Genomic DNA, 23,298 nt, shown 5'->3' with positions numbered 1-23,298 from the left:
GATCAAACTCCGCTGACAAGGATCAGCCTTCAGCGACACACGACGGTGACGGAGAGTGGCTGCTGCACGGAAGTGATGCTGTTGGTGATCTTCACTCGGTGGGGTGAAGATCACCAACAGCATCCATTCTGTGAGGTCGGTTCCGGCCTTTTGACGTGACGTCAGGTGGGGCCGTGGTGCGGTGCGATGACCTCATAGGTGTTCTGCTTCCGCACTTCAGTGCGGTGCTGGTGGAGCGGGTGTTCCTTGAGTGCGGGACAGTTCGAGTCTCGGCCAAGACGCGAGACCATAGCGGGCTTTGCCCGGACTGCGCGTCGTGGTCAAGCCGCGTGCACAGTACTTACAAGCGGCATTTGGCCGCCCCCCTCTCGGTGGCCAGCCGGTGGTGGTTGAGCTGACCGTACGTCGGCTGTACTGCCAGAACTCCGCTTGCCCGCGGCGTACGTTCGTCGAGCAGGTCGAAGGACTGACGGTCCGCTACGGCAGACGGACTCCGGTATCCCGCCAGGTACTGGAAGCGGTGGCCGTGGCTCTTGCCGACCGGGCGGGGAGCCGGTTCGCCGTGGTGCTGGGCAGCGTCATCAGCCGGACGACGCTACTGCGGATGGTGATGGCCTTGCCCGACCCACCTTGGCCGGAGCCGAAGGTGCTGGGCGTCCATCCCGACGGGCTCCGGGACGAAGACCGGCAGTAGTTGGCCAGAGTGTGCGCCCTCTGCCCCGAACTCGATGCCGCGACCCGACTCGTCCGAGCCTTCGCCGAGATCGTCACCACCCGCTCCGGCCACATCAAAGACTGGATCACCGCCGTCCGCGCCGAAGACCTGCCCGGCCTGCACACCTTCGCCACCGGCCTGGAGAAGGACTGGGACGTCGTCCTCCAGATCCTGACCACCCGCTGGAACTGCGGACCTGTCGAGGGCCGCGTCAGCCACATCAAGATGATCAAGCGTCAGATGTTCGGCCGTGCCAGACTCCCGATGCTACGCAAGCGCGTCCTCCTCACCGCCCTTGCCTCATGAGGTGTCGGTGGGCTGTCGTAGGGTCCGGTTCCATGACGACGACGCTGATGACTTACGCAGGACCAGGCGAGCCTGATGCACTGGTCACGCGCACGGGAGGAACGCCGCTGGGCCCTGTGGGGGCGGTATGGCCTCGCTGCGCGACCTGCGGCGGGCCGATGCAGTTCCTGGCCCAGATCATCCTGGATGGCCTGAGCCGCCCGAACGTCCAAGGCCACACTCACGCCGACCATGTCATGGCGATCTTCATGTGCCAGAACGATCCCGGCATGTGCGATGAGTGGAGCCCCACGGCCGGCGGTAACCGAGCCCTGCTGTTCCCCTCTGAAACGCTGCAGCCGATACCCGCACCCGAACCGGACGACGACGAGGGAGTTCTCCGCCTCAGTGTCGTCAACGCCGTGTCCCTGGTGTCCTCGCCTTCCGCCGACTACTTCAGTGCACGCGAAGAATGGGGCAACCGCAGCGGAAACAGCCTGGGGAATGTCCTGGGACAGCTCGGCGGACAGCCCGACTGGCTTCAGGACGATGAGACACCCACATGCCCCACCTGTACCCAGCCCATGAACCTGGTCGCACAGCTCGAGGAGGGACCGGATCACGCTGCGACCATGAACTTCGGCGGCTGCGGCACAGCGTTCGCCTTCGCCTGCGGGCCCTGCACCCAGGCCGCCTTCTTGTGGCAATGCTGATCGACGGCGAAAGAGCCTCATCCAACTAACTCGACCCCTCGCTCGCGGAGCTCGCGATCAGCATCACCCCTCACGAAATGTGTGGTCGTGGTGGCTTCGTCAATGAGAACGGGGATCTGGCACTAATCGCTGAATCGTCTGGTGAACCAGGAATTCTTCGCGCTCCATGTGTCTCATGAGACAGTCGGCTCACGAGCCACGCGATTGGCCTCGAGGTTAGGGCCTGTCCGGCGGATCTTGCCGGACAGGCCCCTGTTCCAAGGGGGCTCAGCGCTTGAGCGTGAAAGTGAAGTCGCCGGAGAGCTTGCCGCTCAGGGGGACTGCCGAAACGAGTTGCCCCTCCGTGATCAGTCTCTCGACCTCGGCCCGTGAAAGACCGCAACCTTCAGCGATCAGTCGCACCGGTCGGACAGGGATCCGCGCCGCGAAGTGGACCGATACGTCGATCACCTCGCGGTTCAGGTGATCCGATCCGCCGGTGTCGAGGTGCCAGGCGTTGTCCCAGTCGAGGGCGATGCGATTACGGCGCCGCACGACCGGATCCTGGAGCAGCTCAGCTGTCAGGCAAGGATCGCTGTCATGCAGCCGGTCCAGCAGCTCAGGTCGTACGGAGCGCACATTCATCCGTTCCAGGACCGTGAGCTTTGCAGTTTCCCCGCAAGCGGTGCAGAGCGCGAGGAGCCAGGCGTCGATGAGCTTGTGGTTTGCGTTGACGCGAAATTTACCGCTTGCCCGGAAGCGCTCGGACGCGCACGCGTGGCAACGGCGGAGAACGAGCGGCAGGCAGGTGGGCACGACCACCCAGTTTTTGAGCACAGAAGTACACCGGTTTCAGTGAGAAGTCCGCAGCAAAAAGCAGCGCGGCGCACATGCGCGACGCGCAACGAATCAGCGCTCGGGAGGTCTCACAGGGTGTACAACGGCACGTCCTTGACTAGACGACTTGGCTCGGCAGCACGGTAATGGCACACAGCGGCGCTGCTCCACTGGTTTTCGAGCGCCTCACCGCCTAGTGGCTTCCGGTACTCCCGACACTGCCGGGCCCGGTGCGGCCGATACCATGCCCCCGGCGCGGCCACCTGGGCGCCATGTTCTTCGCCTGCTCTCCGTCGCCGGGCAGATCGAGCGCAACTACGTCCGGAAGTAAACCCTCGAAGGCCAGGTCACCGCAGCGGCCAAGGCCAAGCTCGGCGGACGGCCGAAGGCCATCGACGACGACATGCTCACTTTCGCGGTCGCGCTGAAGAACAAGGACGTCCCCGTCCCCGTGTCGCGAAGAGGCTGGTCATCAAGACGGGGAAGAACGCGGGCAAGAACCCCTCGGTCACCTCACTCCGCCGGGCGCTCGCCGAGGCCGAGGGAACCGACGCGTCGGCGGAGGCACACCTCGTCGGCCCCCGCCGCCCAGTCCGCGCCCGGATCACGGGCCCCGTCAGCGGCACCGACCCCGAGGGAATGGAACGGCTCACCGGTACCTGTCAGTTCACGCCCAGTCGTTCAGTTGGTGGCGTTCATCACGAAGCCCCGCCAGTGCATGACAGCATCGCTGCCATGGACTACAGATATGCCGCTGCGGCTGACGCCCCGGCCATGGCTGAACTCTTCGCGGCCAATCATTACGACTCCCTCACAGAACAGGAGCGCGCTGACCAGGGCTTCGTGCAAGGTGGCCTCGATGTCAGCACGTTGCGCTCGATGGCCGACGACGGGAGCCTTCTCGTCGCGGATGACGCCGGGCGCCTAGCTGGTCTGCTCGGTCTTGCCGCACCGGGCAGCATGCCGAGTCCGCCGCCGCCGGTGCAGACGCTGTTGGGTGCGCAGGACTCGTTGCAGTGGCAGGGACACTCGCTCCGTGCAACACGCTGGCTGCTCTATGGGCCTGTGGTGGTCGCTGCCGCCTACCGAGGGAAGGGAGTGGCCCGGGGGCTGTTCACCACGGCGATCCAAGCGGCCTCAGAGCGGGCCGACGTGGTGGTCGCGTTCATCGAACTGGCCAACCAGGCGTCGTGGAAGGTCCATGTCGACGGCTTCGGCATGACCCCTCTGGGCGAGTTCGTCATCGGCGATCGCGCCTATGGCGTGGTCGGTACATCCGCCAGGCAGTCGGCACAACCTGGAAACTGAGCAGGGTCAGGTCTTGCCCGAAGGCACCCGCTCCAGCCTCCGCTTCGCCGACAAGCGCATCGCCAGCCTTGAAAGTGAGCTTCTGGAGCTTCGCTGTGCGAGCAGTCTGCCGTGTCTTCTTCCGCGCCCTTGACCACTGTGCAGGCATGGTCCAAGGCGCGCCAGGCCTTGCACACCGTGACGCCAACCTTGATGGATTTGGCCGGCTCATCAGCGAGCCGGGGCAGATCAGACGTCGGGCGCAGCATGGCAATGACTGTCCCGTTCACGACCATCCGAGATCAGTCCAACAACGGCGTGTCAGTCTCGTTCCACCCGCCCAAAGGCGGCCATCGCAGCGCGATGAGCCCATAAGGCTCCAAGTGAACCTGAAGTAACCGCCCGCACGAGCGAGGCGGCCCGCCCGCAGCCCGCCCCGCTCGGTACTTCACGGCGACAGCTGGATCACGAAGCGTTCGAAGAACCGGTAGGCCTCCAGTTCCTCCTGCGCGTCCTCTTCCTGTGGGCCCGCCCAGACACGCACCCGATAGGGTCCGGGCGAGGTGAGGGTGTACTCGTCCCCGGCCGGCTCCCGCATCAGGTTGACCAGTTGGATCCGCCCCGACTCGAAAGACACGGAGGCCACTTCCCCGATCGCCCGGAATCCGTCCCCGACCGACCCGTCGGGCGCCGCGTCCCATATCTCCACCCGGACCTTGGCCAGTTGGTCTTCGAGATCCGACGCAACCACCACGGAGTCTTCATGGACCAAGAACGCGGAGTTGCCAGGAATCCGGGCGAACGGCTCCTCGTTCCCCGGATCGTTGTCGATCAGAGCGAACAGGTGCCGCTCCACCAGCACCACCGCCTCAAAAGAATCAAGCAGTCCCACCGTGCTCTCCTTCCGCCGTACAGAGCGCCAGTATCCCAAGCAGCGCACACCACCAGCGTTTACCAAGGCGGGATGCCATCCGCGCGTCCCGTGCGGGCGCACCCTCAACAACTGGACCCCGCCCAGCAGTTCAGCGGCGGCGCATTCCCTTAGACCAGTCCCGGAGTGTTTCGGCGAGGGTGAGGTTGTCTCCGCGGCTCACGGCCTGCAGGAGCATGGCGCACACGGACACTTCGGCAGCGAGGCCAGCCGGGCTGCGCAGGACGAGGTGGACGGCGCGGATGAGGAAGACGGCGCGGACACGGACGGCGACGCTCAGCCGCAGCAGCGTGTAGGCGTAGAGCGTGGCATCGTCGAACCCCTCCGGGGCCAGGCTTATATAGATTTTGAGCAAGTTTGTGCTGGTCAGGTGGGTTTGGGGTGTTGAGGGACGTCAGGAATGTGAGAGCGTCTCCTGCCAACATCCTGGACCAAGAACCGGGCTCGTGATCGGCAGGACGGCCCTGGCGATACTCGGATCTCGGACGTTGGGACAGGTACCAGTGGAAGGTGCGGGAATGAGTTTGCGGCTGGCGGCGTACGCCGTGTGCATCAAGGACGGACGGGTGCTGCTCGCCCGTCACGTACCACCGAAAGGCGAGACCAACTGGACGCTTCCGGGCGGCAAAGTCGAGCACGCGGAGGATCCGTTCGACGCGGTGATCCGGGAGGTCGCTGAGGAGACCGGCTACGACGCCGTGGTCGAACGCCTGCTGGGCGCGTGGACTCAAGGATGATCCCCGCGGCCGAACGCACCATCCCCGGCGGACCAGAGCACCAGAACGTCGGCATCTTCTATCAGATCCGTATCACCGGCGGCCAACTCCGGCCTGAGCCGAACGGCGAGACCGCTGAATCAGTCTGGACTCCGATCTCCGACGTCGCCGGGCTGCGCCGGTCATCGCTGGTCGACATCGGCCTCGCCCTGGCGCAGACCCATCCGGCAGCCGGCCACGTAAATCCCGTCCCGGTCGGCGGCCTGATCCAACACTGAGGCCACCACTGGCTGTGCACGCGAGTTGCGGTTCTGGCTCAACTTCTGTGACGCGGTCACGCTGCGCGACGGCCGGAAGCCCTGTGATCTCGCCTGACCGGTCATCAGGCAGAGCCTGGTGACCGACATGTCAGTAGGGTTCGGGAGGATGCCGGGGTGAACGATTTCGAACCGCTGTTGGAACGCGTCCGGACTGCCGCTGCGGACAGTGAGAACCTGCAGGACCCCATCACCCTGCAGAGCCTCGACGCGGCCGAACAACATCTGGGCTTCCGCCTGCACCCGCTTCTCGCCGCGCTCTACACCACCGTGGGTAACGGTGGCTTCGGCCCCCGGGACGCGCTGCTGGAGCTCTGCGACGCCTCGCCGTCTGACGGCACGGACACCGCGCTGGGCAACTACCTCACCCTCGCTTCGCCAAACGGCTCCGACCCCGGGTGGTCGTGGCCTGCAGGCGTCGTGCCGATCCTGGACTGGGGCTGCGGCATGATGGCCGGCGTGGACTGCCGCGGCGCCGACGGCACCGTCCTGCTCTTCGAACCGAACGCGACCGACGGCGAGGACGCCTCCACGGCCTGGTTCGTTGACTCGCCCAGCCTTGCCGAGTGGCTGCAGACCTGGCTCGACCGACGTGGTTGGTATGAGGAGGACCAGTTGGATGCCGCCGGTGCTGTCGGAGATGCCGGCGGCAGTGACCCACACGGCCGGCAGCAGGCCGAGAGTGTCGACGCCGAGGTGGCGCTTGCGGCCTGCGATCTTCTTGCCTGCGTCGATGCCCTGACCCGCGGCCGGCACGTTCGCGGAGGTCTTGACGCTCTGGGCGTCGGACACACAGGCACTCGGCTCGGCGTCCCGACCTTCGGCCTCACGCACCAACTGACGCAGGAGACCGTTCAGTACGTCGAAGATGCCGTCCTTCTGCCAGGCCGCGAAGTACCCGTAGACGGTTTCCCACGGCGCGAAGTCGTGCGGCAGGTAGCGCCAGGGGATCCCGGTCCGGTCGACATACAGGATGGGATCCATGATCCGATATCCGGGCCGTTGCCCCTGCGTTTGGCCCGCCAGGTAGTCAGGGCGGGCTCTGTCAACTCCCGGCAGGCATCGGAAAGATCGCTGGGATGCGGGCGCGATCCCGTCATGTTTCGGCAATACCGTCGACACCCTCCTATCGACAGGGCGAGACAAAACGCTCTTTCAGGGGTGGCCGTGTGGAAGCTCGCGGGTGCATAAGCGACCGGTGGTCTGGCGCAGCTCCCGGGAGCGGATACCCGGATGGTTCTTTGGGGGCACGGCCCCTCGATCAGCCTTCAGCTGAGTTGCTCGGCCAATCCGACGAGGATGCCCTCGGGGCCGCGGACGTAGCAGAGCAGATAGCTGTCCTCGAACTGCTCCACCTCCCCGACGAGTTCGGCGCCGTGGTTATGCAGGCGGGCAAGGACGTTCTCGATGTCGTCGACGGCGAACATGATGCGGCGAATGCCCAGCGTGTTCGTCGGTGCGTTTGCCGGCTCGGCGCTGATCGCCTTCGGCGTGCGGAACTTCGCCAGCTCAAGCCGCCCGTGACCGTCCGGGGTCCTCAGCATTGCGATGTCCTGTCGGGCGTCGTCGAGCCCGATCACACGGTCCACCCAACGTCCCTCGATTGGCATCTTGCTCTCCAGCTCCATGCCAAGTTCAACGAAGAACGCAATAGCAGCGTCAAGGTCGTCGACAACGATGAGGACGTTGTCCATCCGCTGGATCGCCATCAAGGGTCCTCCTTGGTGTGGTTCGGCCATGGTGGCCGCATCTGCCCCTGAGGCAGAGCCGCCAGGCCGGTTTCGACATCGTCTGACACATCTTCTTCGAAAACTTCCTTACGCAGCAGTGTCCGTCACACGCCGGCCGTACCGACTCAGACGAAGACATCGCGGGTCAGACGCCAATTCGCTATTGCATCTCAGCGAGTGAGGTTTCTCAGCGGTGATCATTGCCAGATTCCGTTGAGGGCGAGGGTCATGGGGGGGATGTCACCGATGCGGCTAGGGCTGAGGGTGACGTGCTGCAGGGTTCGCCAACGCTGCGGAAGCGTGGCGGCAGCCCGTTCCCCGAGGGCACGCACGCCCCAGATCAGGCTGCTCCTGGCTCGAATGTCCGCGTGCAGGCCTGCTCTGAGCGGCCCTTGGGGTGCCGGACCGGGGGGAGGATGCCGATCCCGGCGCCGATGCGGCCCTGTCGGCAAAGGTGAGCAGGCCCTCGGCCGCGGCCTTGTACAGGGCGGGCAGGGCGTGGATCCGGGCGGCGGTGATGTCGAGGGCGGCGCCGGGCTCGACCTCGGAGAGCCACAGCGGGGTGCCGTCCGGGGCGGACAGGAACCGCACGTTCCCGCCGAACGCCTTGTGCTTCTGACTGAACCACCAGGCGTTGCCATTGACACGTAGACAGATAGACGGGTAGACAGCCTCCAGTTCGGACAGTTCTGGGCAGTCGGACCTCCGTGCTCTCAGCCTGCGTGGAGGATCCGAAACCGATCGGGTTCCGCCGGATCTCGATCAATGACTTGGACTGGCGTCCAAGCCCATTGCCAAACGCTGATGCCTGCCGTGCGGGAGAACTGGATCTGCCCGCGGGTGCCTTCGACTGCAACGCGCGGCCAGGATTCGGCAGTGTGCGCCCGGTCCGCGCCGTGAGAACGCAGCACATCGGCGAGGACGACGATCGTGTCGTAGCCCTCGAAGGCGACGAAGGAGGGCGCTTCGCCCAGCCGCTCACGGAGGGCCGTCTCGACTCGTGCACCGAGTGGGCTGTGGCGCTCGGGCAGGTAGCGCAAGAACGGGATCGCGGCGCTGTCGTCGCCCAGCAACGTCGCCCATTCGGCGAACTCCGGTTGCCCGGCCGGAGCACCAATCATGATCTCGGCGAGGCGCTGGTCGCGGCGGACAGTCTTGACGATCGACACGGCCGGCTCCGGGTGGCCGACCGGAAGAAGGAGGGCTGTCGCGCGATTGTCGACGAGTTCGTCGCACACGGCCATGGGGGCGAGCGCGCGCATGTCGAGTTCAATGACGGTGCCGCCGCGTGGAGCGAGGTAGTCCCGCAGAATGCGCGCCCCAGATGCCCAGTAGACACTCGACTCGGCTGCTACGGCGATTCGGCTGTGGCCCGCGCCGAGGAGGAAGTCTGCGTAGATCTGCCAGCCGTGGGACTGCGCCGGGGCGAGGCACGCGACCCATTCCGTCGGCTGTTCGGTGAGCGCGTCGAGAACCGCTGACGAACAGAGGAACGGCAAGCCGAGGGCGTCGGCCCTGGCAGCGGCGGCGCGAGCGACGACGCTGTGATACTCCCCCGCCAAGGCAGCCACGCCCAGGCGGGCCAATTCATCTACGACCGCCGCGGCCCTCTGCGGATCAGCCTCGGTGTCTCGGACCAGCAGCTCGAGTGGTCTTCCGACGATCCCGCCGGCGTCATTGACTTCGCGAACGGCCAGCTCGAGTCCAGCGAGCAAGTGTTGGCCTGCCTCGACCCAGCCGGGCCGAGTCAGCGGAACGAGAGCCCCGATCTGCACGGATGATCCGTCAGTCCGCTCCGCTCCAGGTGGCGATGGTGGCGCATTCATGCGTTGGCGTCTCCCGGGTGGCGATTCGGTCGCAGTTTGCTCGGATCGCGGAGTGAACGTCAGTGGCGCCGAGAGTAGCCGAGCCGAGAATGGCCAGTTTCGGCGCACCGTCCTGTGACCGTCAGCCGGCCATCGCGCCCTCGCGCCTTCGCACCGTCGCACCGTCGCACCGTCGCACCGTCGCACCGTCGGTCGAGCCTGAACGGACGATCACCCCGGTGCGTTCAAGGCTCTGACGGGCCGGAGTGCCTCACTCACAGTTCACGCCAGGCCCGGGACCAACTGCTTCAGGATGGAACGAGCCCAATGTGACCTGAGGCTATACAGAAACCGAACTGCCCCTGGTGGCGGCCTTCTTGGGCCGTTGGGGCGAGCCGCAAGCCCAGGGCATTCAGATTTGGGTCCGCCGCCTGCTCAACGCACGAGCAGTCGGCTCTGCTGGACAACAGAAAAAGGGCCACGCCAGACCGCCCGATGGGGTCCTCCGACGGGCCGCCGGATCCGCACATGCGTCGTAACGGCCCGCCGATCAATGGGGGTTCTACCCTTTCACCTCTCGGAGTGGGTCGAACGACTGCGACAGCAGTCGGACAGGTCGCTCGCCGTCGGAGAAGAGCACGTCCATGCCACCCATTGGTGGATCCTCGAGGGCGACAGCTATCTGGGGGCCATTGATCTGCGGCACTACCTGAACGCCTTTCTGCTCTACGTCGGTGGGCACATCGGCTACAGCATCCGGCCCTCCTTCCGCAGACGCGGCCTGGCTACCTGGGCCCTCGGGGCGGTTCTGCCAGAGGCCCGTGCGCTCGACCTGGATCGAGTGCTCGTCACCTGCGACGACGACAACGTCGCGTCGGCACGCGGCATCGAACGCAACGGTGGTGTCCTGGAAGATGTCCGCACAACCAACACGGGCATCAAGCGCCGCTACTGGATCACTCTGCAGGCAGCGCCTTCTCTGGGGGGAGAACCGTGGTCCATCGCGATCCAGCGAGGATCAGTGCAGCTCAGTCGCCGTGCAGAGGGCGACAACGTGCGCAACAGATGTGGTGCTATCGCTGAATCGGACGCCCCCTTCGTCGCCGGACACTTCCGGCTGCCGGTGGCCGACTTCCTGGAGCGTCCAGGTGTTGCCGTCCGGGTCAGCGAAGTCGGCGAAGTCCGCGAAGGTGGCGTAGTCCCGACGATCGGGGTAGGGGCCCGACGCCCAGTCGCCTTTCCATTCGTCGATCGGTGACTTGTGCCGGATGCTGCTGACCTTGACGTTCCGCGTGTTGCAGCTGACACCGCCGAGCTCGGCCCGCTCAATCCAGATCGGTGTCGGGCTCACCGATGCCCCACTGGGGTCGGCACGCGCCGTCCACCTGGCCGTTGCCGACGGGGTGGTAGTCGACGTCGAGGACGAAGCCGACCTGGGTATAGAAGGCTGCGGCCTGGTCGACGTCGCTGACTGACAGGGTGATCACTCGAGCTGGTAGTCCATCAGGCACCTGCCGGGCTTCGGTAGGCACGGGCATCCATCAGGACGCGCCTTGCTCGTCCCACGTCGATGGGCCTATGTCGGTCTCGAACATCCAGCCCTGGCCGTAGGGATCGGTGTTGACGAGTTCAGGGGTGCGGGCGAGGTCGTCGTTGCGGGTGCGGACCGTCCCAGTGACGGGAGTAGTCAGGTCGCTGACACTCTTGACCGATTGGCTCCGAGGCGGACCAGGCTGCTGGCATGGTCCAAGCGGGCCCAGAGGTGATCACTGCTGTAGCGGGGGTCAGCTGGAGGCTCGGGCATCGTTCCTCCTGTCGATACCACTCGCAGGGCGTGTGGCGGAGCAGATGGCCGAGGGTTCGCCGTCCCGGCGTGTCCGGTGGTCTGGCGGATGGCCGGTGCCGGGTGCCGGGTGCCGGGTGGCACGTTGGACCGCCCACGCATGGACTACCTCCAACACCTGGCCAGCGCCAGCAAGTTCAGCCAAGGCCATCCTGCCGAGCCGATGTCAGTACGCCTTCTCATGAGTGTCATTCGTGATCGTTATGGCTCAGGCCCCTTCAATGAGATTGACTGCACGTGCGACGGGCCCTCGTGGTGTGCTCCTCCCCCGCGAGTGCCCCGAATCGGGCCCGTCGCGACCTTGCCGTCGCCTCACATGCAGCGCCACTCGACGCGACCACCTCGCTTGTCGCACCGGCAGTGACGCAACCTGAGGAGAATCATGCTTACTTCAGCCGTCCGTCTATGGACCGGTAACACGCTGAGCTTAACTCTCGTGGCTTGTCTAGCCATTACGGTCCTACCCAGCGGCAGTGCCCAAGCTTCAGCCATGGGCGATTCACCGCCCCCGGCCGGCTCGACCGTTGAGGAACAACGTTCCCTGGGCCTAGTTCCCCAGGAGATAGTGCATCACTCACGTCTCAGGCAGCAGCTGATTGCCTTCCAAGCGAAGCTGTGCCGAGTTTCCTCACGCCAAGAGGCGCAGAAATTGGCCACAGACACAGGCCGTGCCCTGTGGAACGAGGCTGTAGCCCAGGCGCAGGAACGCGCGCCGCAGGAACCGGGGTTGGGAGCGGACGATGACCGTGCCCTGTACTGGACGCGCCTACAGATGATCACAAAGATGCGACAGTGGAAGCCCCTGTTCAGTCTGGCAACACAGCAGCGCAGCCTTCTCATCCATCGGCTCGAGACGGCATCGCGCGGTATGGACTCCCTAGCTTTTTCTGCAGATGATCACGTCAAGCGGATCTTGGTCACAGGATTCGACCCCTTTCAGCTGGACGACGACATCCGCCGTAGCAATCCTTCTGGAGCAGCAGCCCTGGCCTTGGATGGAATTACCATCAAAACCGCCTCTGGACCGGCACGAATTGAGGCGGGCATCCTCCCCGTGAGATGGGACGACTTCTCCCAGGGCATCGCCGAGCACAGCATGCTGCCTTACCTTCGACCAGGCCCTCGACAAGTGCAGATGTTCGCCACCATCAGCCAGGGGGACATCGGACATTTTGACATCGTCCGCTACAACGGCGCTTGGCGCGGGGGATTCCCCGACAACAACAACGTCTCTCGCACAGGAACGATCCCGATACCAGTCGGCGCAGCCTCCACTCTTCCGCAACCGCAGTGGACCTCCACCAGCCTGCCCTATCGTGAGATAGCCGCCAACCGTACCGGACCCTTCCCCGTACGGGACTTCACCGACGTCGTCGAGATTCCGGCAGGTGGCACCAGCGAGGTCGACAGGCCCAACGGCCCTACGGCAGGCTCCACTGCACGAGCAGGGGGCGCAGGTGACTACCTGTCGAATGAGATCGCCTACCGGGCCACGGCGTTGCGCGACCGCTTGCACATCAAGATGCCGGGAGGTCATATCCACACTCCGGTATTGGAGTTCGGCAAGGCCAACAGCGATCCGGCCAAGGGAACCGTCACCGATCTCGAGTTTGTGCGCAACCGCACAGCGATCGCCGCACAAGTACGGGCCATCATCTCCATCGCAGCCGACACTCTGCGTTGACGGCCGCACCCGCCGGCGCCGGAGTCGGCACTGGCCGGGCTGGACAAGGACCGGAACGCTCTCGAAAGAGGGCTGGAACCCATTGCCGCTCCAGCAGATGCGGTTCTCTCTCTGAAAGGTCAGCGACGAGGTGATCGCGTCGCCGCGCGCGTCACGCTGAGCTCCACTGGCCCGGGCATGCAAGAGACATCTAGTGCTGGATTCCTCTTTCGTTGGGCTGGCTCGAGTGCCATCCCCGTAGCCACCACGCCTTCATCCCCGTCGGCGCGTGCTGGCTCAACCTGCAGGAAGGCTGGTGGCGCGTCTTCCGTAGAGCCGCTCTCGCCGACCGGTCACTCGGCAACCGCGACGACATCAAGCAGGCGACGGCCCTGCCTACCGGCCAACTCAACTCCCCTGCCGGTCCGTGGATTTGGGGCAGATCCCCACCACCAACCCGCCGACTGGGACGGCGCTACATGTACGCCCCTGCACCGGCCGTTTCCAGGGGCGGCGCAGGTCCTCACGCCTGATCCGCTGGTCGATGACCATGCTCATGGGTGTCGTCTCACCCGGCGCTGATCGCGGCGAACATCCCCAGCATCGATTTCACCGCCCAGCCGCGTTCCACCGGGCGCTTCGCCACGCTCCCGTCGCTCCAGCATGGCCTCGGCCCGCTGGAGGTCGGCCAGAATCCGGTCCGCCTCCGCACAAAGGGCCTCGACATGCACGCGGGCCTCTACCTCCCGTGCCTCCAGCACGCCCATGGCCGAAGCCATAGAACACCTCCGCATCATCCAGAGGCGACAGAACGGCCCAGCTCTCCCTCGGTATAAGGACTCGGCGGGCTTGTCGACCCGGCGGGTGGAGACGTCGGCATCGGCGGACATGAGCGCACATCAGTGAACGTCATGAGCATCGCGCGCAGCGGATCGGGGCTCGTCGCGGCGAGGCGAGGTTGACATCGGTGGGGGCACGCAGGGGCACACGGCCAGGTGCGGTCGTCGTGCTGATGTCGTTCGTGACTTCGACATCTCGAAAGATCGGCCGGTGGCCTCGCGAACGTGACCGAGGCCACAGAACTTTCGGGGCGGCCTGCGCAACTCACCAAACAAGGAAGGGCAACGGCCACGGTGTCGTGACCCACGTACGGATTCCCGGCATCCGCGGCCCGGACGACGCAGTTCGTCGGCCGCACGCAGACGCCCTCCCACCTATACGCACGAATCAGCCAGGGACCCATCGGCTGCGACGGACAGAACCGCGCATTGCGCCGTTCCGGACCGCCGCCCAGGCTCTGGACCGAGGCAAGGAACACGTTGACTTCACACTTGCTCAGAACCGGCGGCGCTGCAGGCGCTCTCCGGCTCTTCGCGGTTCTACCGATCGCAGCGCTGGCCCTGGCAGCCTGCAGTGACCGAACCGCGTCAGATGCAGAAGGCCCCCTCGCGCCGCGAGGCGTGCGCTCCCCCACCGACCGGTTCGCCAGTCCACAGGCTGCGCCCGGCCAACCCACGCCGAAGACACCTGCACCTGTCCACACGGCCTCGTGCGTCGACCACCTCCTCTCCGTGATGTCGGACCGCCAGCAGGTCGGCCAGTTGTTCACGGGAGCGGTGCACGTCCCCGCAAACAACCCGGCGGAGATCGAGACCCTGCGCCGTCTCGACATCGGGTCTGTGATCCTCATGGGACGCAGCCACGTAGGCGTCGACGGCACGCGAGCGCTCACCGGCCGTCTTCAGCCCCTGATGCAGACGGCAGCTGACGGTCGCATCGGCCTTCTGGTCTCCGCCGATCAGGAAGGCGGCGCGGTGCAGGTCCTCAACGGTCCCGGCTTCTCCCGCATCCCAAGTGGTCTGGTGCAGGGCCAGTGGACCGGGTCCATGCTCCGGCGACAGGCCGCGGGATGGGCGGAGGAGTTGCACCGCGCGGGCGTCAACCTGGACCTCGCGCCCATAGCTGACGTGGTACCCACGCAGATCGGTACCAAGAACGGCCCCATCGGCCGGTACGGCCGTCAATTCGGTGATACGCCGGATGCGGTCGCCCGCAGTGAAGTCGCATTCGTCCAGGGCTTCGCAGAAGGCGGAGTACTGACGACACTCAAGCATTTCCCGGGCCTCGGGCGGGTGAGCGGCAATACTGACACCACAGCGACGGTCGTGGACGATGCCCTGACTCGCGACGGCAACGATGTCACCGCCTTCCGCTCAGGTATCGCAGCCGGTGCAGGCTTCGTCATGGTCTCGCTCGCGACCTACCCACGCATAGACCCCGACCACAAGGCCGTCTTCTCACCCGTCATTGTCGACGGGATGCTGCGGCACGACCTCGGATTCCGGGGCGTCATCGTCTCGGACGATCTCGGCAACGCTGCCTCGGTCCAGTCCGTCCCCCCGGCTCGGCGGGCCCTCCGATTTCTCAGGGCGGGCGGTGATCTGGCGCTCACGGTGAACACGGCACAGCTCCCTGCCATGACCGAGGCGGTCCTGCACGAGATGGAGCACGACACGGCATTCCGGGCGAAGGTCCGCCGGAGCGTCCGGCGCATCCTGTCCGCCAAACAGGCCGTCGGCGCGGTGCGTTGCAGTCGCTGACCACCGGCCGGTCCGATCCAACGCGACCCGAGAGTCGACACATCCATCACAAGGAGTTCCTGGCAGTGCGCATCACCTCAATCGGCCACGCCGGTCTGCTGCTCGAGACCGCAGCCGGCCGCATCGTCTGCGACCCGTGGTTCACTCCGGCCTACTTCGGCTCCTGGGTGCCTTTTCCTGACAACACCGGAATTGATCCGGAGCTGCTCGCGAAGGCCGACTACCTCTATGTCTCGCACCTGCACCGCGACCACTTCGATCCGGACTGGCTCAAGCGGCACATGTCCAAGAAGACGACCGTTCTCCTGCCCGGCTATCCCGTCCCGGACCTGCATGACGCCATGAAGGACTTGGGTTTCAGGAATTTCGTCCACACTCGCGACAACCAGGTCACCGAGCTCGAGGGCGGCCTTCGCATCCTGATCAACGCCTTGACAACGCCGGCCGACGGGCCGATCGGTGACTCGGGCCTGCTGGTCGACGACGGCAGTGTACGCATCTTCAACCAGAACGACGCCCGGCCGGTCGAATTCGGACCCGTCGAGGACTTCGGCGCCTTGCACGGGCACTTCCTTCAGTTCTCCGGCGCGATCTGGTACCCCATGGTCTACGACTTCCCGGACCGGATGAAAGCCACGGTCGGACGGCGCAAACGGCAGAACGGCATGGCGCGTGCACTCAAGTACATCAGCCAGTACAAGGCTGCACACGTCTTCCCGTTCGCCGGACCGCCGTGCTTCCTCGACGAGGACCTCTTCCATCTCAACGACCTGGACCGGGACGAGACGAACGTCTTTCCCGACCAGTTCGCCTTCCTGGACTTTCTCCACGGGCAGGACCAGGACAACGCACACCTCTTTCTGACCGGCACCACGGTCGAACTGACCCCGGACTACGGGTGCGTCGTGGAGCAGATACCCCACGACGAGATCGTCGGCATCCTGGACCGGCGCACCTACCTCAAGTCCTACGGGCAAAAGGTCAAGCCGGTCATCGACGGGATCCTTGCCGCCCTGCCGCAGGACCGCTCCGACCTCCTCGGTCAGTTGGAGGAGTGGGTACAGCCGCTCATCGAATCAGCCGACCACATATGCGCGGGAGTCAATGGCCGCGTACTGCTCGAAGTCGCGGCCGCCGACGAAGGCCCCGACGAGCGGATCGTCTTCGACTTCCTGCGCCGCAAGGTCGTCGCGGAATCCGGCCAGGAGTGCCGCTACCGGTTCCGCGCCGCCCGGCCGCTCATCGAGGAACTGGTACGCAGCCGCGAGCAGGACTGGGTGAACCAGCTCTTCCTCTCCTGCCGCTTCGACGCCTCGCGCACGGGGCCGTACAACGAGTACGTCTACACATTCTTCAAGTCCCTCTCCGTCGAGCGGATGGCATACGTCGAGGGCTACTACGCGGCGTCCAGAGGAGTCCAGGACTACGCCCGGGCCGAGGACCACATCGTCCAGCGATACTGCCCGCATCTGAACGCAGACCTGGTGCGTTTCGGCACGGTGCGCGACGGCGTCCTCACGTGCCGGCTTCACGGCTGGGAGTTCGAGTTGGCCAGCGGCCGCTGTCTGACCAGCGACGACCGCAAACTGGAGAAGAGGTCCTTGCGGGACGGAGACGAAGCCGATTCCGCATACCCGCGCATCGCGACGGCACACGCAGACGACGGGTCCAGCGGCCCTACAGAGGGATTCCCGCGGGGCTGACTGCACCCGGCCGGATCACGAGGACGGCGGCCTCTGATCGTACGCGGCTCGCGCCTCGCCGATGGCGGGGCCGATCCGCTCGGCCCATTGCCGTATCTCGTGCACGACCGGGCACATCGTCCCGCCCAGCGGAGTGAGTTCGTACTCCACACGGACCGGCACCTCGGGATAGATACGGCGGGCGACGAGCCCGTCCCGCTCGAGATCACGGAGGGTCCGGGTCAGCACCTGCCCGCTCACCCCGAGCCGACTCTTGAGGTCGTTGAACCGGGTGGGGCCGTCCTCGAGGGCGTAGGTGATGAGCACCGTCCACCGGCTGGCCAGCCGTTCCATGGCCTCTCGTGTCGGTGTGCCCGTCCCATAGATCTCGGCTTCCCGCCGAGGCGCTGCGCTCATTCGGCCAGCGTACATTGACCCGCAGATGAATTTCACCCACCTCTTTTCAATGGTGTGCCGGTACCGGAATCACGCATTGGAATCAGCATTATCGAAATGAGGGCGGACTGCGGCATCCGGTAACGGTCATTCGCCGCTCACCTGGTCACTCTGAAGTGACTTGGTGACAAAAAGAACACCTCCGCCAAAACTTGATGAAACTTCAAGCACCCCCTAACGTTGACCTCGGAAAGCCAACGACTGCCTTTGGGCCGAATCAGAGGATTGGCATGATCAACCGTCGTTCCATAATCCGAGGCGGCAGTGCCGCCGCCGTTGCCGGCGCAGGTGCGCTCGCTTTCACCATGGGCAGCGCCCATGGTGAAAACGTCACCCAGGCGAACCAGCCCCCGAGTAGTCCCGGGACAGGCGCCGCCCCTGCCGACAAGGCCCCGACCTTCCTGCCACTGCCGACGGGTGTGAAGCCGTTGCCCGAAAATGGAAAGGGCTACCGGTTGCAGCGTGCCGGAAAGAACGGCTATGTCGTCATCTCGGGATTTGTGCAGTCTGTATTCGTGGTGACCCGGGACGGTGTCGTGATCGTCGACGCGCCGCCCGCTTCCCACGGAAAGCTCAAGGAGGCCATCGCCTCGGTGACCGACAAACCGGTGACCCATTTCATCTACAGCCACTCCCACCTGGACCACGTGGGGTCGGTGACCGATTTCCCGGACGCAGTCCGTATCGCTCACGCCGACTGCGCCACCATACTCGCCCTGCACAATGACCCCGCGCGGCCGATGCCCCAGAAGGTCCTCCACGGCAAGTACAACACGCTGCATATTGGCGGTGAGGAGATCCACGTCATCTACCCCGGAGCGAACCACGAGGCCGGGAACATCCTCACCTACTTTCCCAAGCAGCGTCTTGTGGCCATGACCGACGTCGTCATGCCCGGCTGGGCGCCCTACCGCGGCTGGGGAAACGCCGACTATCTGCCCGGCATCCTCCTCGCCCACGACGCCATCCTCGAACTCGACTTCGACACCTATGTCGGCGGCCACGTGTACCGCACCGGCACACGAGCCGACGTCGAGCAATCGCGAGCCTTCTTCGTCGACTTCTGGAACACCACCAAGAAGAACATGGGCGCGATCCCCTTCGCCGAGGCCGCCGCCCAGGTCGAGCCGGAGAACGCCTGGGCTGCCCAGAAGGTCTGGATCGACCGCGTCGCCAAGGCCACGCAGGCCGAACTCGTCGAACGCTGGGGCACCCGGATCGCAGCGGTCGACACCTTCACGACCGACACCGCGGGCTCGGTCGTCGTCTCCATTTCGACCGACGCCACCATCAAGTTCCCGTAACCCACAATCACCCCGGCCGGCCCCCTCCGGCGGGCCGGCCGCGACCATACGGCCACGCGATGGAAAGGAGACATTGTCCCCAAGCCATCGGTACGGGGCCGCGCACGGTCTGCTCGCGGCGATGTCCACCAAGCACGGCCTCTCGGCACGGAGCGTACCCCGATGCGCCGGAGGAGATCTCTGCCCCGCTCAACGCCAAGTGGCGCCACATGCTCGGTTCATGTGGAGCACGTGAAGCGCCGCTCGACCACGGGGCCGAGGCACGACTGGCCCGGCGTCACATCAGAACGGCTTGGTGGGCAAGTACTTGCCGTCGAGAGTGATCACCGCTCTGGATCCGCCCTCGGGGTCGTCGACCTTCTTCACATCCAGCCTGAAGTTGATCGCGCTGATGATGCCATCGCCGAACTGCTCGTGGACCAGCGCCTTGAGGGTCGTGCCGTAGACCTGAAGGATCTCGTAGAACCGATAGATGGTCGGGTCCGTGGGAATTCCGCCGGGAATGCTGCCGCGCAGCGGGATTGCCTGCAGCAGCAGTGCGGCGTCGTCGCCCAGACCCAGGCGCTCGGTCACCGCTTTGGCCGCGCCCTCGGGAAGGGCGTGCTGACCCAGCAGCGCAGCGGTGACGAACGCCACCGACATTCCGGCCGCGTCGGCCAGCTCCTGCCAGGTGAGGTTCTTGTGCAGCTTGGCCTCCACGACTTGGACAGCGAGCTGCTGACGGGCCTGCTGGTCGGCTTGTGCGTGCATCATGAGGGAACCTTTCGCGGGGGTGGGAATCGAAGAGGGACGGGCCGGTGAGGACGCGGGGTGGTCACCCCGCCAGAGCGGCGAACCGCCCCGTGCCTGCATCGAGTTCGTCGATGCAACCGGATGCGATGTCGTAGACCCATCCGTGCAGGGTCATCGTGTTCTGTGCGAGGGCCTGAGCCACAGCCGGATGGGTCTGAAGGTTCGCCAGCTGGCGCATCACGTTGTCGCGTACCAGAGCGTTGACTCTGTCCGTGGAGGTGCAGCCGCGCGTGGCATGGAGGCGCGCTTTCGGCGCTTCTGCGTGGCGCAGCCAGGTGGCCATGGCCGGCAGCCCGTCGAGGCCGTTTTCACAGGCCAACGCTGTCATCGCACCGCAGTCGGAGTGCCCGCAGACGATTACGTCCGTGACACCGAGCACGCCGACGGCGTACTCGATGCTGGCTGTGACTCCGTCGGCGCATGAGTCGTAGGAGTCGTAGGACGGCACGAGGTTGCCTGCCGTCCGGATGACGAACATGTCGCCGGGGCCACGCTGCGTGATCAGTTCCGGGATCACTCTGCTGTCCGCGCAGCCGACGAACAAGACGTCCGGCTGGTGGGTGGTTGCCAGACGCGCGAAGAGCGCCGCCTGTGCGGGGAACACATCTCGTCGGAACCGCCGGAATCCCCGGGCCAGGTCTTTCAAGGGTCACTCTCCTCTTCCAGGAGGGATGTCGGCCCCGTCGGCCGATGCACTCCACCATGAATGACCTCTGCCTATAACGTCCAAGACGCAGTAGGCATCGCTGCCAGTGGTCATGTCTATAGTTGGGTTCATGGCCCTCGAGCTGCGTCACCTTCGGTATCTGCTGGCCGTGGCCGAGCACGCCGGGTTCACCCGCGCGGCAGAGGCCCTGCACGTCTCGCAGCCCACGCTGTCGCAGCAGGTCAGGCAATTGGAGCGGACCTTGCGCGTCCAGCTCCTGGACCGCTCCGGTCGCACCGTACGACTGACGGACGCCGGTGAGGCCTACGCCCGGTACGCCCGCCGTGCGCTGCAGGACCTAGCCGCCGGTGAACGTGCGGTGCTGGACGTCCAGGACCTCTCCAGCGGCCATCTACGACTGGCCATGACTCCGACCTTCACCTCATACCTGATCGGACCGCTTGTCGCGGATTTCCTCACTGAGCACCCTGGGATCACTCTCGATGTCCGTGAGATGACTCAGGACCGCATGGAAGCCGAAATCCTGGACGACAAGGTGGACATCGGCATCGCGTTCAGCGGATCACACCTACCCGCGATCGGCGGCACGGCCCTGTTCTCCGAAGGCCTCGGCCTTGCCGTGGGGACCGCTCACCCCTGTGCGGAACGCCGGGAGCCGCTACCGGTCGGCGAACTTCGCCACCACCAACTCGCCCTGCTCACCAGTGACTTCGCCACGCGTCGCCACATCGACGACTACCTGGTTCGCCACAGGGTCCGGCCGCTCGTCACCGTCGAGGCCAACTCGGTCAACGCGCTCGTGCAGATGGTCCAAAGGGGTGGGCTCGCCACCGTGCTGCCGGACGCCCTCACCCAGGAGGAACCCCACCTGCACCCCATCCGGCTGGAACCCGCACTGCCCTCACGTACCGCCACCCTGCTCCGCCGGGAGACCGGCTACCACGGCGCCGCGGCCCGTGCCTTCGCCGACCTGGCCGCCCGCTGGGTGCGCGACCGCGGTTATGCCGTGGCGGACCCCGGACGGTAGCGGTCGCGATGCCGGAAGGCCGGCGCCCCGAACCGGCTGCTCCAGAGCGGCACCCGACATCCGGCATCCGGCCAATCCTGCGCATCTCCGCCCGGCCGCGCTCGCTGCGGGGGCCAGGTCAAGGCTGATGCCTGTTCGGTGTGGATCACCGAGCCGACGTGGTAGTTGCACAGGCCGGCCAGGCTCCTTGCCGTGCTCTTCTCGCTGCCGGACCCGGCACGTACCCCTGCCGCGAACAACAGGCCCACCTTCTGGGTGAGCGACATCTGCAAGCTGATCCGGTCGATGCGGATCGCCGTCGAGTGCTTGGGGGCTGCGGGGGCTGCCCGGTGCTCTGTTGGGCCTGTGTGGTGCCCTGTTGGGCCTCCGCCCTGGTCACGTTCGGGGCGGGGTTGACCACTGAGTCAGTCCCGCTGCCGCAGCCGGCGAAGAACACTGTGCAGGCAGCTGCCAGAACGATGAACGGTGAACCTGCGGAGCGTGTTCTCTGACCGCGCCGGCGATTGGAAGCCGTTGCCCATCCCAAGGTGCCATCCTTCCAGTGGTTGACCCCGGGGACTCAACCCGGGCGCCGCTTTCTGAAGGTGAGTGGCATGGCAGGTGGGAATAGTTCGCAAGACGTTGAGTGACGTGAGCCACAGGGGCAAGGCTCGGCTGGTCAACGTGGTTGCACCCGAACAGTTGGGTCGCGCCCTCACATGCTCGGAACTCACCTCAGCCGAGTGCACGGCAGCCAATCGCACGCTACTTGTCGGAGCCGTTCCCGATGCCACGCGATGGCCGCGCCTCGCCCACCATCAGTCGACTACGATCTGCTGACCCGCGGCAAACCAGGCGCGGACGTGGTCCGAGTCGGCACGCAGTTGTGATGGGGCAAACAGTAGGACACCGGTGTCCTGCTCAGCTGGAACGGGTTGACACGGGTGGCCACCGGGACGGCGCAGACACGGGCGTTGTTGGTGTCGAGGCGTTCACCGGCAGCCAAGTTCGATGGCCTCAACCTCTTGGTCAGGATGCGGAGTTGTCTGTCACTGCCGACTACGCGGCCACCCTGGGGTGGCCGCGCTACCGCATCGCATCCAGGGCTCGCAACTCACTGAACCGCCGTGGTCAGGCTGCCACGGCGCCTCGGTCACTCTCGACGGGTGCTGCTTCACCCGGACTGCCGTGCCTGCCGAGCGGACTGTAGATGAGTCCCAAGTGCAGGCCGTAGACCCAGTGCCAGAGGAACACACCCGCTACGTATTTCCGACCGAAGCCCAGGCTGAGAAAGCCTGGGTGCAGGCCGCGAGCGGGCGCGAAGACGAACGGTGTCATGAAGCTGATGCTGACGCACGCCAGAAGAGTGCCGAACAACAGCCCCTTGGCCAGGTTGCCGCGCACGGTGCTGTGCCAAGGTAGCGCGGGGTGCAGCGCACAAGCGAAGATCACGGCGAACACAATGCCATCGACGTAGTGCGACAGCCCTCCGACAAGGAACTTCTCCAGAGGGGTACCGAAGGGGATGAAGACCCAGCCTTGTGAGGTGTTCCAGTCGAGTCTCATCATCCCCAACCCGCCGAGCCAGAAGCCGAAGACGGTTGCGAGATGGGTTGCCACCGAACCCGCGAGCACAGCCGCCGCGACTCTGTGGTGGGTAGCCCAGCGCCGCCACCAGGAAGGATGCTCCGCTGTGTAGGACATGGTGACTCCCTTGGAATAGGTGAACCTGATCTGCGCGGCTCAGGAGATTCACTCAGTGGGCGGCCGGCGCATGTATCGACGACGACTAGCCGTCCGCCTGGTGAACTTCACTTCAATCCGCGGACCGCAGTTTGTAGTCACTCAGTAGCTGTGTCAACCCGCAAACCGGCCTTGACCACACGTCGCTGCATTCCCACGCCGAACTGCGTCAAGCGATCACCGAGACGATGAACACCCTTGACGACCCAGCTGACTTGGCGCCGGTC

22 protein-coding genes and 3 pseudogenes are annotated in these 23,298 nt (G+C 65.5%); 12 read left to right on the top strand and 13 right to left on the bottom strand.

All coding sequences use genetic code 11. The features are described from left to right. The first annotated feature begins 385 nt into the window (after positions 1 to 385). Genes ACFVWD_RS11995 through ACFVWD_RS11985 form a run of 3 tightly spaced genes read left to right on the top strand, consistent with a single transcriptional unit; the run spans position 386 to position 1,713 of the window. Positions 386 to 694: a hypothetical protein gene (locus tag ACFVWD_RS11995; protein ID WP_389595458.1), complete on the top strand. Its 309-nt coding sequence runs from the start codon at positions 386 to 388 to the stop codon at positions 692 to 694. 9 nt (positions 695 to 703) lie between these two features. Continuing rightward, a complete protein-coding gene (locus ACFVWD_RS11990) occupies positions 704 to 1,021 on the top strand; it encodes a transposase (protein WP_389595646.1) in 318 nt (105 codons plus the stop codon). Positions 1,022 to 1,053: 32 nt separating this feature from the next. Further along, entirely contained in the window at positions 1,054 to 1,713 is a 660-nt protein-coding gene (locus tag ACFVWD_RS11985) for a DUF1963 domain-containing protein (protein ID WP_389595456.1), read from the top strand. Between the two features lie 267 nt (positions 1,714 to 1,980). Here ACFVWD_RS11985 and ACFVWD_RS11980 read toward each other — a convergent pair whose 3' ends face one another. Beyond that, complete coding sequence (locus ACFVWD_RS11980; protein ID WP_389595454.1) at positions 1,981 to 2,529, bottom strand: DUF1062 domain-containing protein; 549 nt, start codon at positions 2,527 to 2,529, stop codon at positions 1,981 to 1,983. 735 nt (positions 2,530 to 3,264) lie between these two features. Here ACFVWD_RS11980 and ACFVWD_RS11975 point away from each other — a divergent pair. Further along, the gene (locus tag ACFVWD_RS11975; protein WP_389595644.1) at positions 3,265 to 3,837 is read left to right on the top strand and encodes a GNAT family N-acetyltransferase; all 573 of its coding nucleotides are present in this window, start codon (positions 3,265 to 3,267) and stop codon (positions 3,835 to 3,837) included. A 427-nt stretch (positions 3,838 to 4,264) separates the two neighbouring features. Here ACFVWD_RS11975 and ACFVWD_RS11970 read toward each other — a convergent pair whose 3' ends face one another. Both ACFVWD_RS11970 and ACFVWD_RS11965 read right to left on the bottom strand, forming a co-directional pair. Beyond that, on the bottom strand, positions 4,265 to 4,708 hold the full coding sequence (locus ACFVWD_RS11970; protein WP_389595452.1) for a hypothetical protein: 444 nt from the start codon (positions 4,706 to 4,708) through the stop codon (positions 4,265 to 4,267). A gap of 130 nt (positions 4,709 to 4,838) precedes the next feature. After that, positions 4,839 to 5,102, bottom strand: coding sequence for a hypothetical protein (locus ACFVWD_RS11965; protein ID WP_389595450.1), 264 nt, complete (start codon positions 5,100 to 5,102; stop codon positions 4,839 to 4,841). A 163-nt stretch (positions 5,103 to 5,265) separates the two neighbouring features. On the opposite strand from ACFVWD_RS11965, the pseudogene ACFVWD_RS11960 reads away from it, so the two are divergent. Continuing rightward, positions 5,266 to 5,741 (top strand): annotated as a pseudogene (locus ACFVWD_RS11960) (NUDIX hydrolase). A 156-nt stretch (positions 5,742 to 5,897) separates the two neighbouring features. Then, positions 5,898 to 6,296 (top strand): annotated as a pseudogene (locus tag ACFVWD_RS11955) (SMI1/KNR4 family protein); the annotation flags it as partial. Positions 6,297 to 6,389: 93 nt separating this feature from the next. On the opposite strand, the pseudogene ACFVWD_RS11950 reads toward ACFVWD_RS11955, so the two are convergent. The 3 genes and pseudogenes from ACFVWD_RS11950 to ACFVWD_RS11940 form a co-directional block, all read right to left on the bottom strand. Then, positions 6,390 to 6,880 (bottom strand): annotated as a pseudogene (locus tag ACFVWD_RS11950) (transposase); the annotation flags it as partial. Positions 6,881 to 7,048: 168 nt separating this feature from the next. Next, positions 7,049 to 7,489, bottom strand: coding sequence for a VOC family protein (locus ACFVWD_RS11945; protein WP_389595448.1), 441 nt, complete (start codon positions 7,487 to 7,489; stop codon positions 7,049 to 7,051). A 734-nt stretch (positions 7,490 to 8,223) separates the two neighbouring features. Beyond that, positions 8,224 to 9,336 carry an ABC transporter substrate-binding protein gene (locus ACFVWD_RS11940; protein ID WP_389595446.1) on the bottom strand — a complete coding sequence of 371 codons (1,113 nt, stop codon included), beginning with the start codon at positions 9,334 to 9,336 and terminating at the stop codon, positions 8,224 to 8,226. A gap of 532 nt (positions 9,337 to 9,868) precedes the next feature. Between ACFVWD_RS11940 and ACFVWD_RS11935 the strand changes: the two genes are divergently transcribed. Then, positions 9,869 to 10,573: a GNAT family N-acetyltransferase gene (locus ACFVWD_RS11935; RefSeq protein ID WP_389595444.1), complete on the top strand. Its 705-nt coding sequence runs from the start codon at positions 9,869 to 9,871 to the stop codon at positions 10,571 to 10,573. Positions 10,574 to 10,640: 67 nt separating this feature from the next. On the opposite strand, the gene ACFVWD_RS11930 is transcribed toward ACFVWD_RS11935, so the two are convergent. Then, entirely contained in the window at positions 10,641 to 10,802 is a 162-nt protein-coding gene (locus ACFVWD_RS11930) for a hypothetical protein (RefSeq protein WP_389595442.1), read from the bottom strand. A gap of 54 nt (positions 10,803 to 10,856) precedes the next feature. Beyond that, complete coding sequence (locus tag ACFVWD_RS11925; RefSeq protein ID WP_389595643.1) at positions 10,857 to 11,075, bottom strand: hypothetical protein; 219 nt, start codon at positions 11,073 to 11,075, stop codon at positions 10,857 to 10,859. A 573-nt stretch (positions 11,076 to 11,648) separates the two neighbouring features. Here ACFVWD_RS11925 and ACFVWD_RS11920 point away from each other — a divergent pair. Continuing rightward, complete coding sequence (locus ACFVWD_RS11920; protein ID WP_389595441.1) at positions 11,649 to 12,842, top strand: pyroglutamyl peptidase; 1,194 nt, start codon at positions 11,649 to 11,651, stop codon at positions 12,840 to 12,842. 533 nt (positions 12,843 to 13,375) lie between these two features. On the opposite strand, the gene ACFVWD_RS11915 is transcribed toward ACFVWD_RS11920, so the two are convergent. Further along, entirely contained in the window at positions 13,376 to 13,588 is a 213-nt protein-coding gene (locus ACFVWD_RS11915; protein WP_389595439.1) for a hypothetical protein, read from the bottom strand. Positions 13,589 to 14,395: 807 nt separating this feature from the next. On the opposite strand from ACFVWD_RS11915, the gene ACFVWD_RS11910 reads away from it, so the two are divergent. Together ACFVWD_RS11910 and ACFVWD_RS11905 are read left to right on the top strand one after the other, a co-directional pair. Next, the gene (locus tag ACFVWD_RS11910; protein WP_389595437.1) at positions 14,396 to 15,421 is read left to right on the top strand and encodes a glycoside hydrolase family 3 N-terminal domain-containing protein; all 1,026 of its coding nucleotides are present in this window, start codon (positions 14,396 to 14,398) and stop codon (positions 15,419 to 15,421) included. A gap of 65 nt (positions 15,422 to 15,486) precedes the next feature. Further along, the gene (locus ACFVWD_RS11905) at positions 15,487 to 17,124 is read left to right on the top strand and encodes a Rieske 2Fe-2S domain-containing protein (RefSeq protein ID WP_389595435.1); all 1,638 of its coding nucleotides are present in this window, start codon (positions 15,487 to 15,489) and stop codon (positions 17,122 to 17,124) included. A gap of 15 nt (positions 17,125 to 17,139) precedes the next feature. Here ACFVWD_RS11905 and ACFVWD_RS11900 read toward each other — a convergent pair whose 3' ends face one another. Next, positions 17,140 to 17,520: a winged helix-turn-helix transcriptional regulator gene (locus ACFVWD_RS11900; protein WP_389595433.1), complete on the bottom strand. Its 381-nt coding sequence runs from the start codon at positions 17,518 to 17,520 to the stop codon at positions 17,140 to 17,142. 344 nt (positions 17,521 to 17,864) lie between these two features. Here ACFVWD_RS11900 and ACFVWD_RS11895 point away from each other — a divergent pair, with 344 nt between their 5' ends. Beyond that, positions 17,865 to 18,863, top strand: a complete 999-nt coding sequence (locus tag ACFVWD_RS11895) for an MBL fold metallo-hydrolase (RefSeq protein ID WP_389595431.1) — start codon at positions 17,865 to 17,867, stop codon at positions 18,861 to 18,863. A 282-nt stretch (positions 18,864 to 19,145) separates the two neighbouring features. On the opposite strand, the gene cynS is transcribed toward ACFVWD_RS11895, so the two are convergent. Next, positions 19,146 to 19,616: a cyanase gene (cynS, locus tag ACFVWD_RS11890; protein ID WP_389595429.1), complete on the bottom strand. Its 471-nt coding sequence runs from the start codon at positions 19,614 to 19,616 to the stop codon at positions 19,146 to 19,148. Between the two features lie 61 nt (positions 19,617 to 19,677). Further along, entirely contained in the window at positions 19,678 to 20,301 is a 624-nt protein-coding gene (locus tag ACFVWD_RS11885) for a carbonic anhydrase (RefSeq protein WP_389595427.1), read from the bottom strand. Between the two features lie 130 nt (positions 20,302 to 20,431). Between ACFVWD_RS11885 and cynR the strand changes: the two genes are divergently transcribed. Further along, positions 20,432 to 21,349, top strand: a complete 918-nt coding sequence (gene cynR / locus ACFVWD_RS11880) for a transcriptional regulator CynR (RefSeq protein WP_389595425.1) — start codon at positions 20,432 to 20,434, stop codon at positions 21,347 to 21,349. Between the two features lie 1,110 nt (positions 21,350 to 22,459). Here the strand turns inward: cynR and ACFVWD_RS11875 are convergent. Next, the gene (locus tag ACFVWD_RS11875) at positions 22,460 to 23,032 is read right to left on the bottom strand and encodes a hypothetical protein (RefSeq protein ID WP_389595423.1); all 573 of its coding nucleotides are present in this window, start codon (positions 23,030 to 23,032) and stop codon (positions 22,460 to 22,462) included. Positions 23,033 to 23,298 lie beyond the last annotated feature (266 nt).

This window comes from Streptomyces sp. NPDC058086 (assembly GCF_042885015.1).
Lineage (GTDB): Bacteria > Actinomycetota > Actinomycetes > Streptomycetales > Streptomycetaceae > Streptomyces.
This window is presented reverse-complemented; position numbering and strand designations above follow the sequence as displayed.

Coding starts and splice junctions, on each gene's coding strand:
- ACFVWD_RS11895 (WP_389595431.1), top strand. CDS start 17,865: ATGGGCAGCGCCCATGGTGAAAACGTCACCCAGGCGAACCAGCCCCCG.
- ACFVWD_RS11920 (WP_389595441.1), top strand. CDS start 11,649: ATGGGCGATTCACCGCCCCCGGCCGGCTCGACCGTTGAGGAACAACGT.
- ACFVWD_RS11985 (WP_389595456.1), top strand. CDS start 1,054: ATGACGACGACGCTGATGACTTACGCAGGACCAGGCGAGCCTGATGCA.
- cynS (WP_389595429.1), bottom strand. CDS start 19,616: ATGATGCACGCACAAGCCGACCAGCAGGCCCGTCAGCAGCTCGCTGTC.
- ACFVWD_RS11935 (WP_389595444.1), top strand. CDS start 9,869: ATGGGGGTTCTACCCTTTCACCTCTCGGAGTGGGTCGAACGACTGCGA.
- ACFVWD_RS11945 (WP_389595448.1), bottom strand. CDS start 7,489: ATGGCGATCCAGCGGATGGACAACGTCCTCATCGTTGTCGACGACCTT.
- ACFVWD_RS11900 (WP_389595433.1), bottom strand. CDS start 17,520: ATGAGCGCAGCGCCTCGGCGGGAAGCCGAGATCTATGGGACGGGCACA.
- cynR (WP_389595425.1), top strand. CDS start 20,432: ATGGCCCTCGAGCTGCGTCACCTTCGGTATCTGCTGGCCGTGGCCGAG.
- ACFVWD_RS11915 (WP_389595439.1), bottom strand. CDS start 13,588: ATGGGCGTGCTGGAGGCACGGGAGGTAGAGGCCCGCGTGCATGTCGAG.
- ACFVWD_RS11910 (WP_389595437.1), top strand. CDS start 14,396: ATGTCGGACCGCCAGCAGGTCGGCCAGTTGTTCACGGGAGCGGTGCAC.
- ACFVWD_RS11875 (WP_389595423.1), bottom strand. CDS start 23,032: ATGTCCTACACAGCGGAGCATCCTTCCTGGTGGCGGCGCTGGGCTACC.
- ACFVWD_RS11975 (WP_389595644.1), top strand. CDS start 3,265: ATGGACTACAGATATGCCGCTGCGGCTGACGCCCCGGCCATGGCTGAA.
- ACFVWD_RS11940 (WP_389595446.1), bottom strand. CDS start 9,336: ATGAATGCGCCACCATCGCCACCTGGAGCGGAGCGGACTGACGGATCA.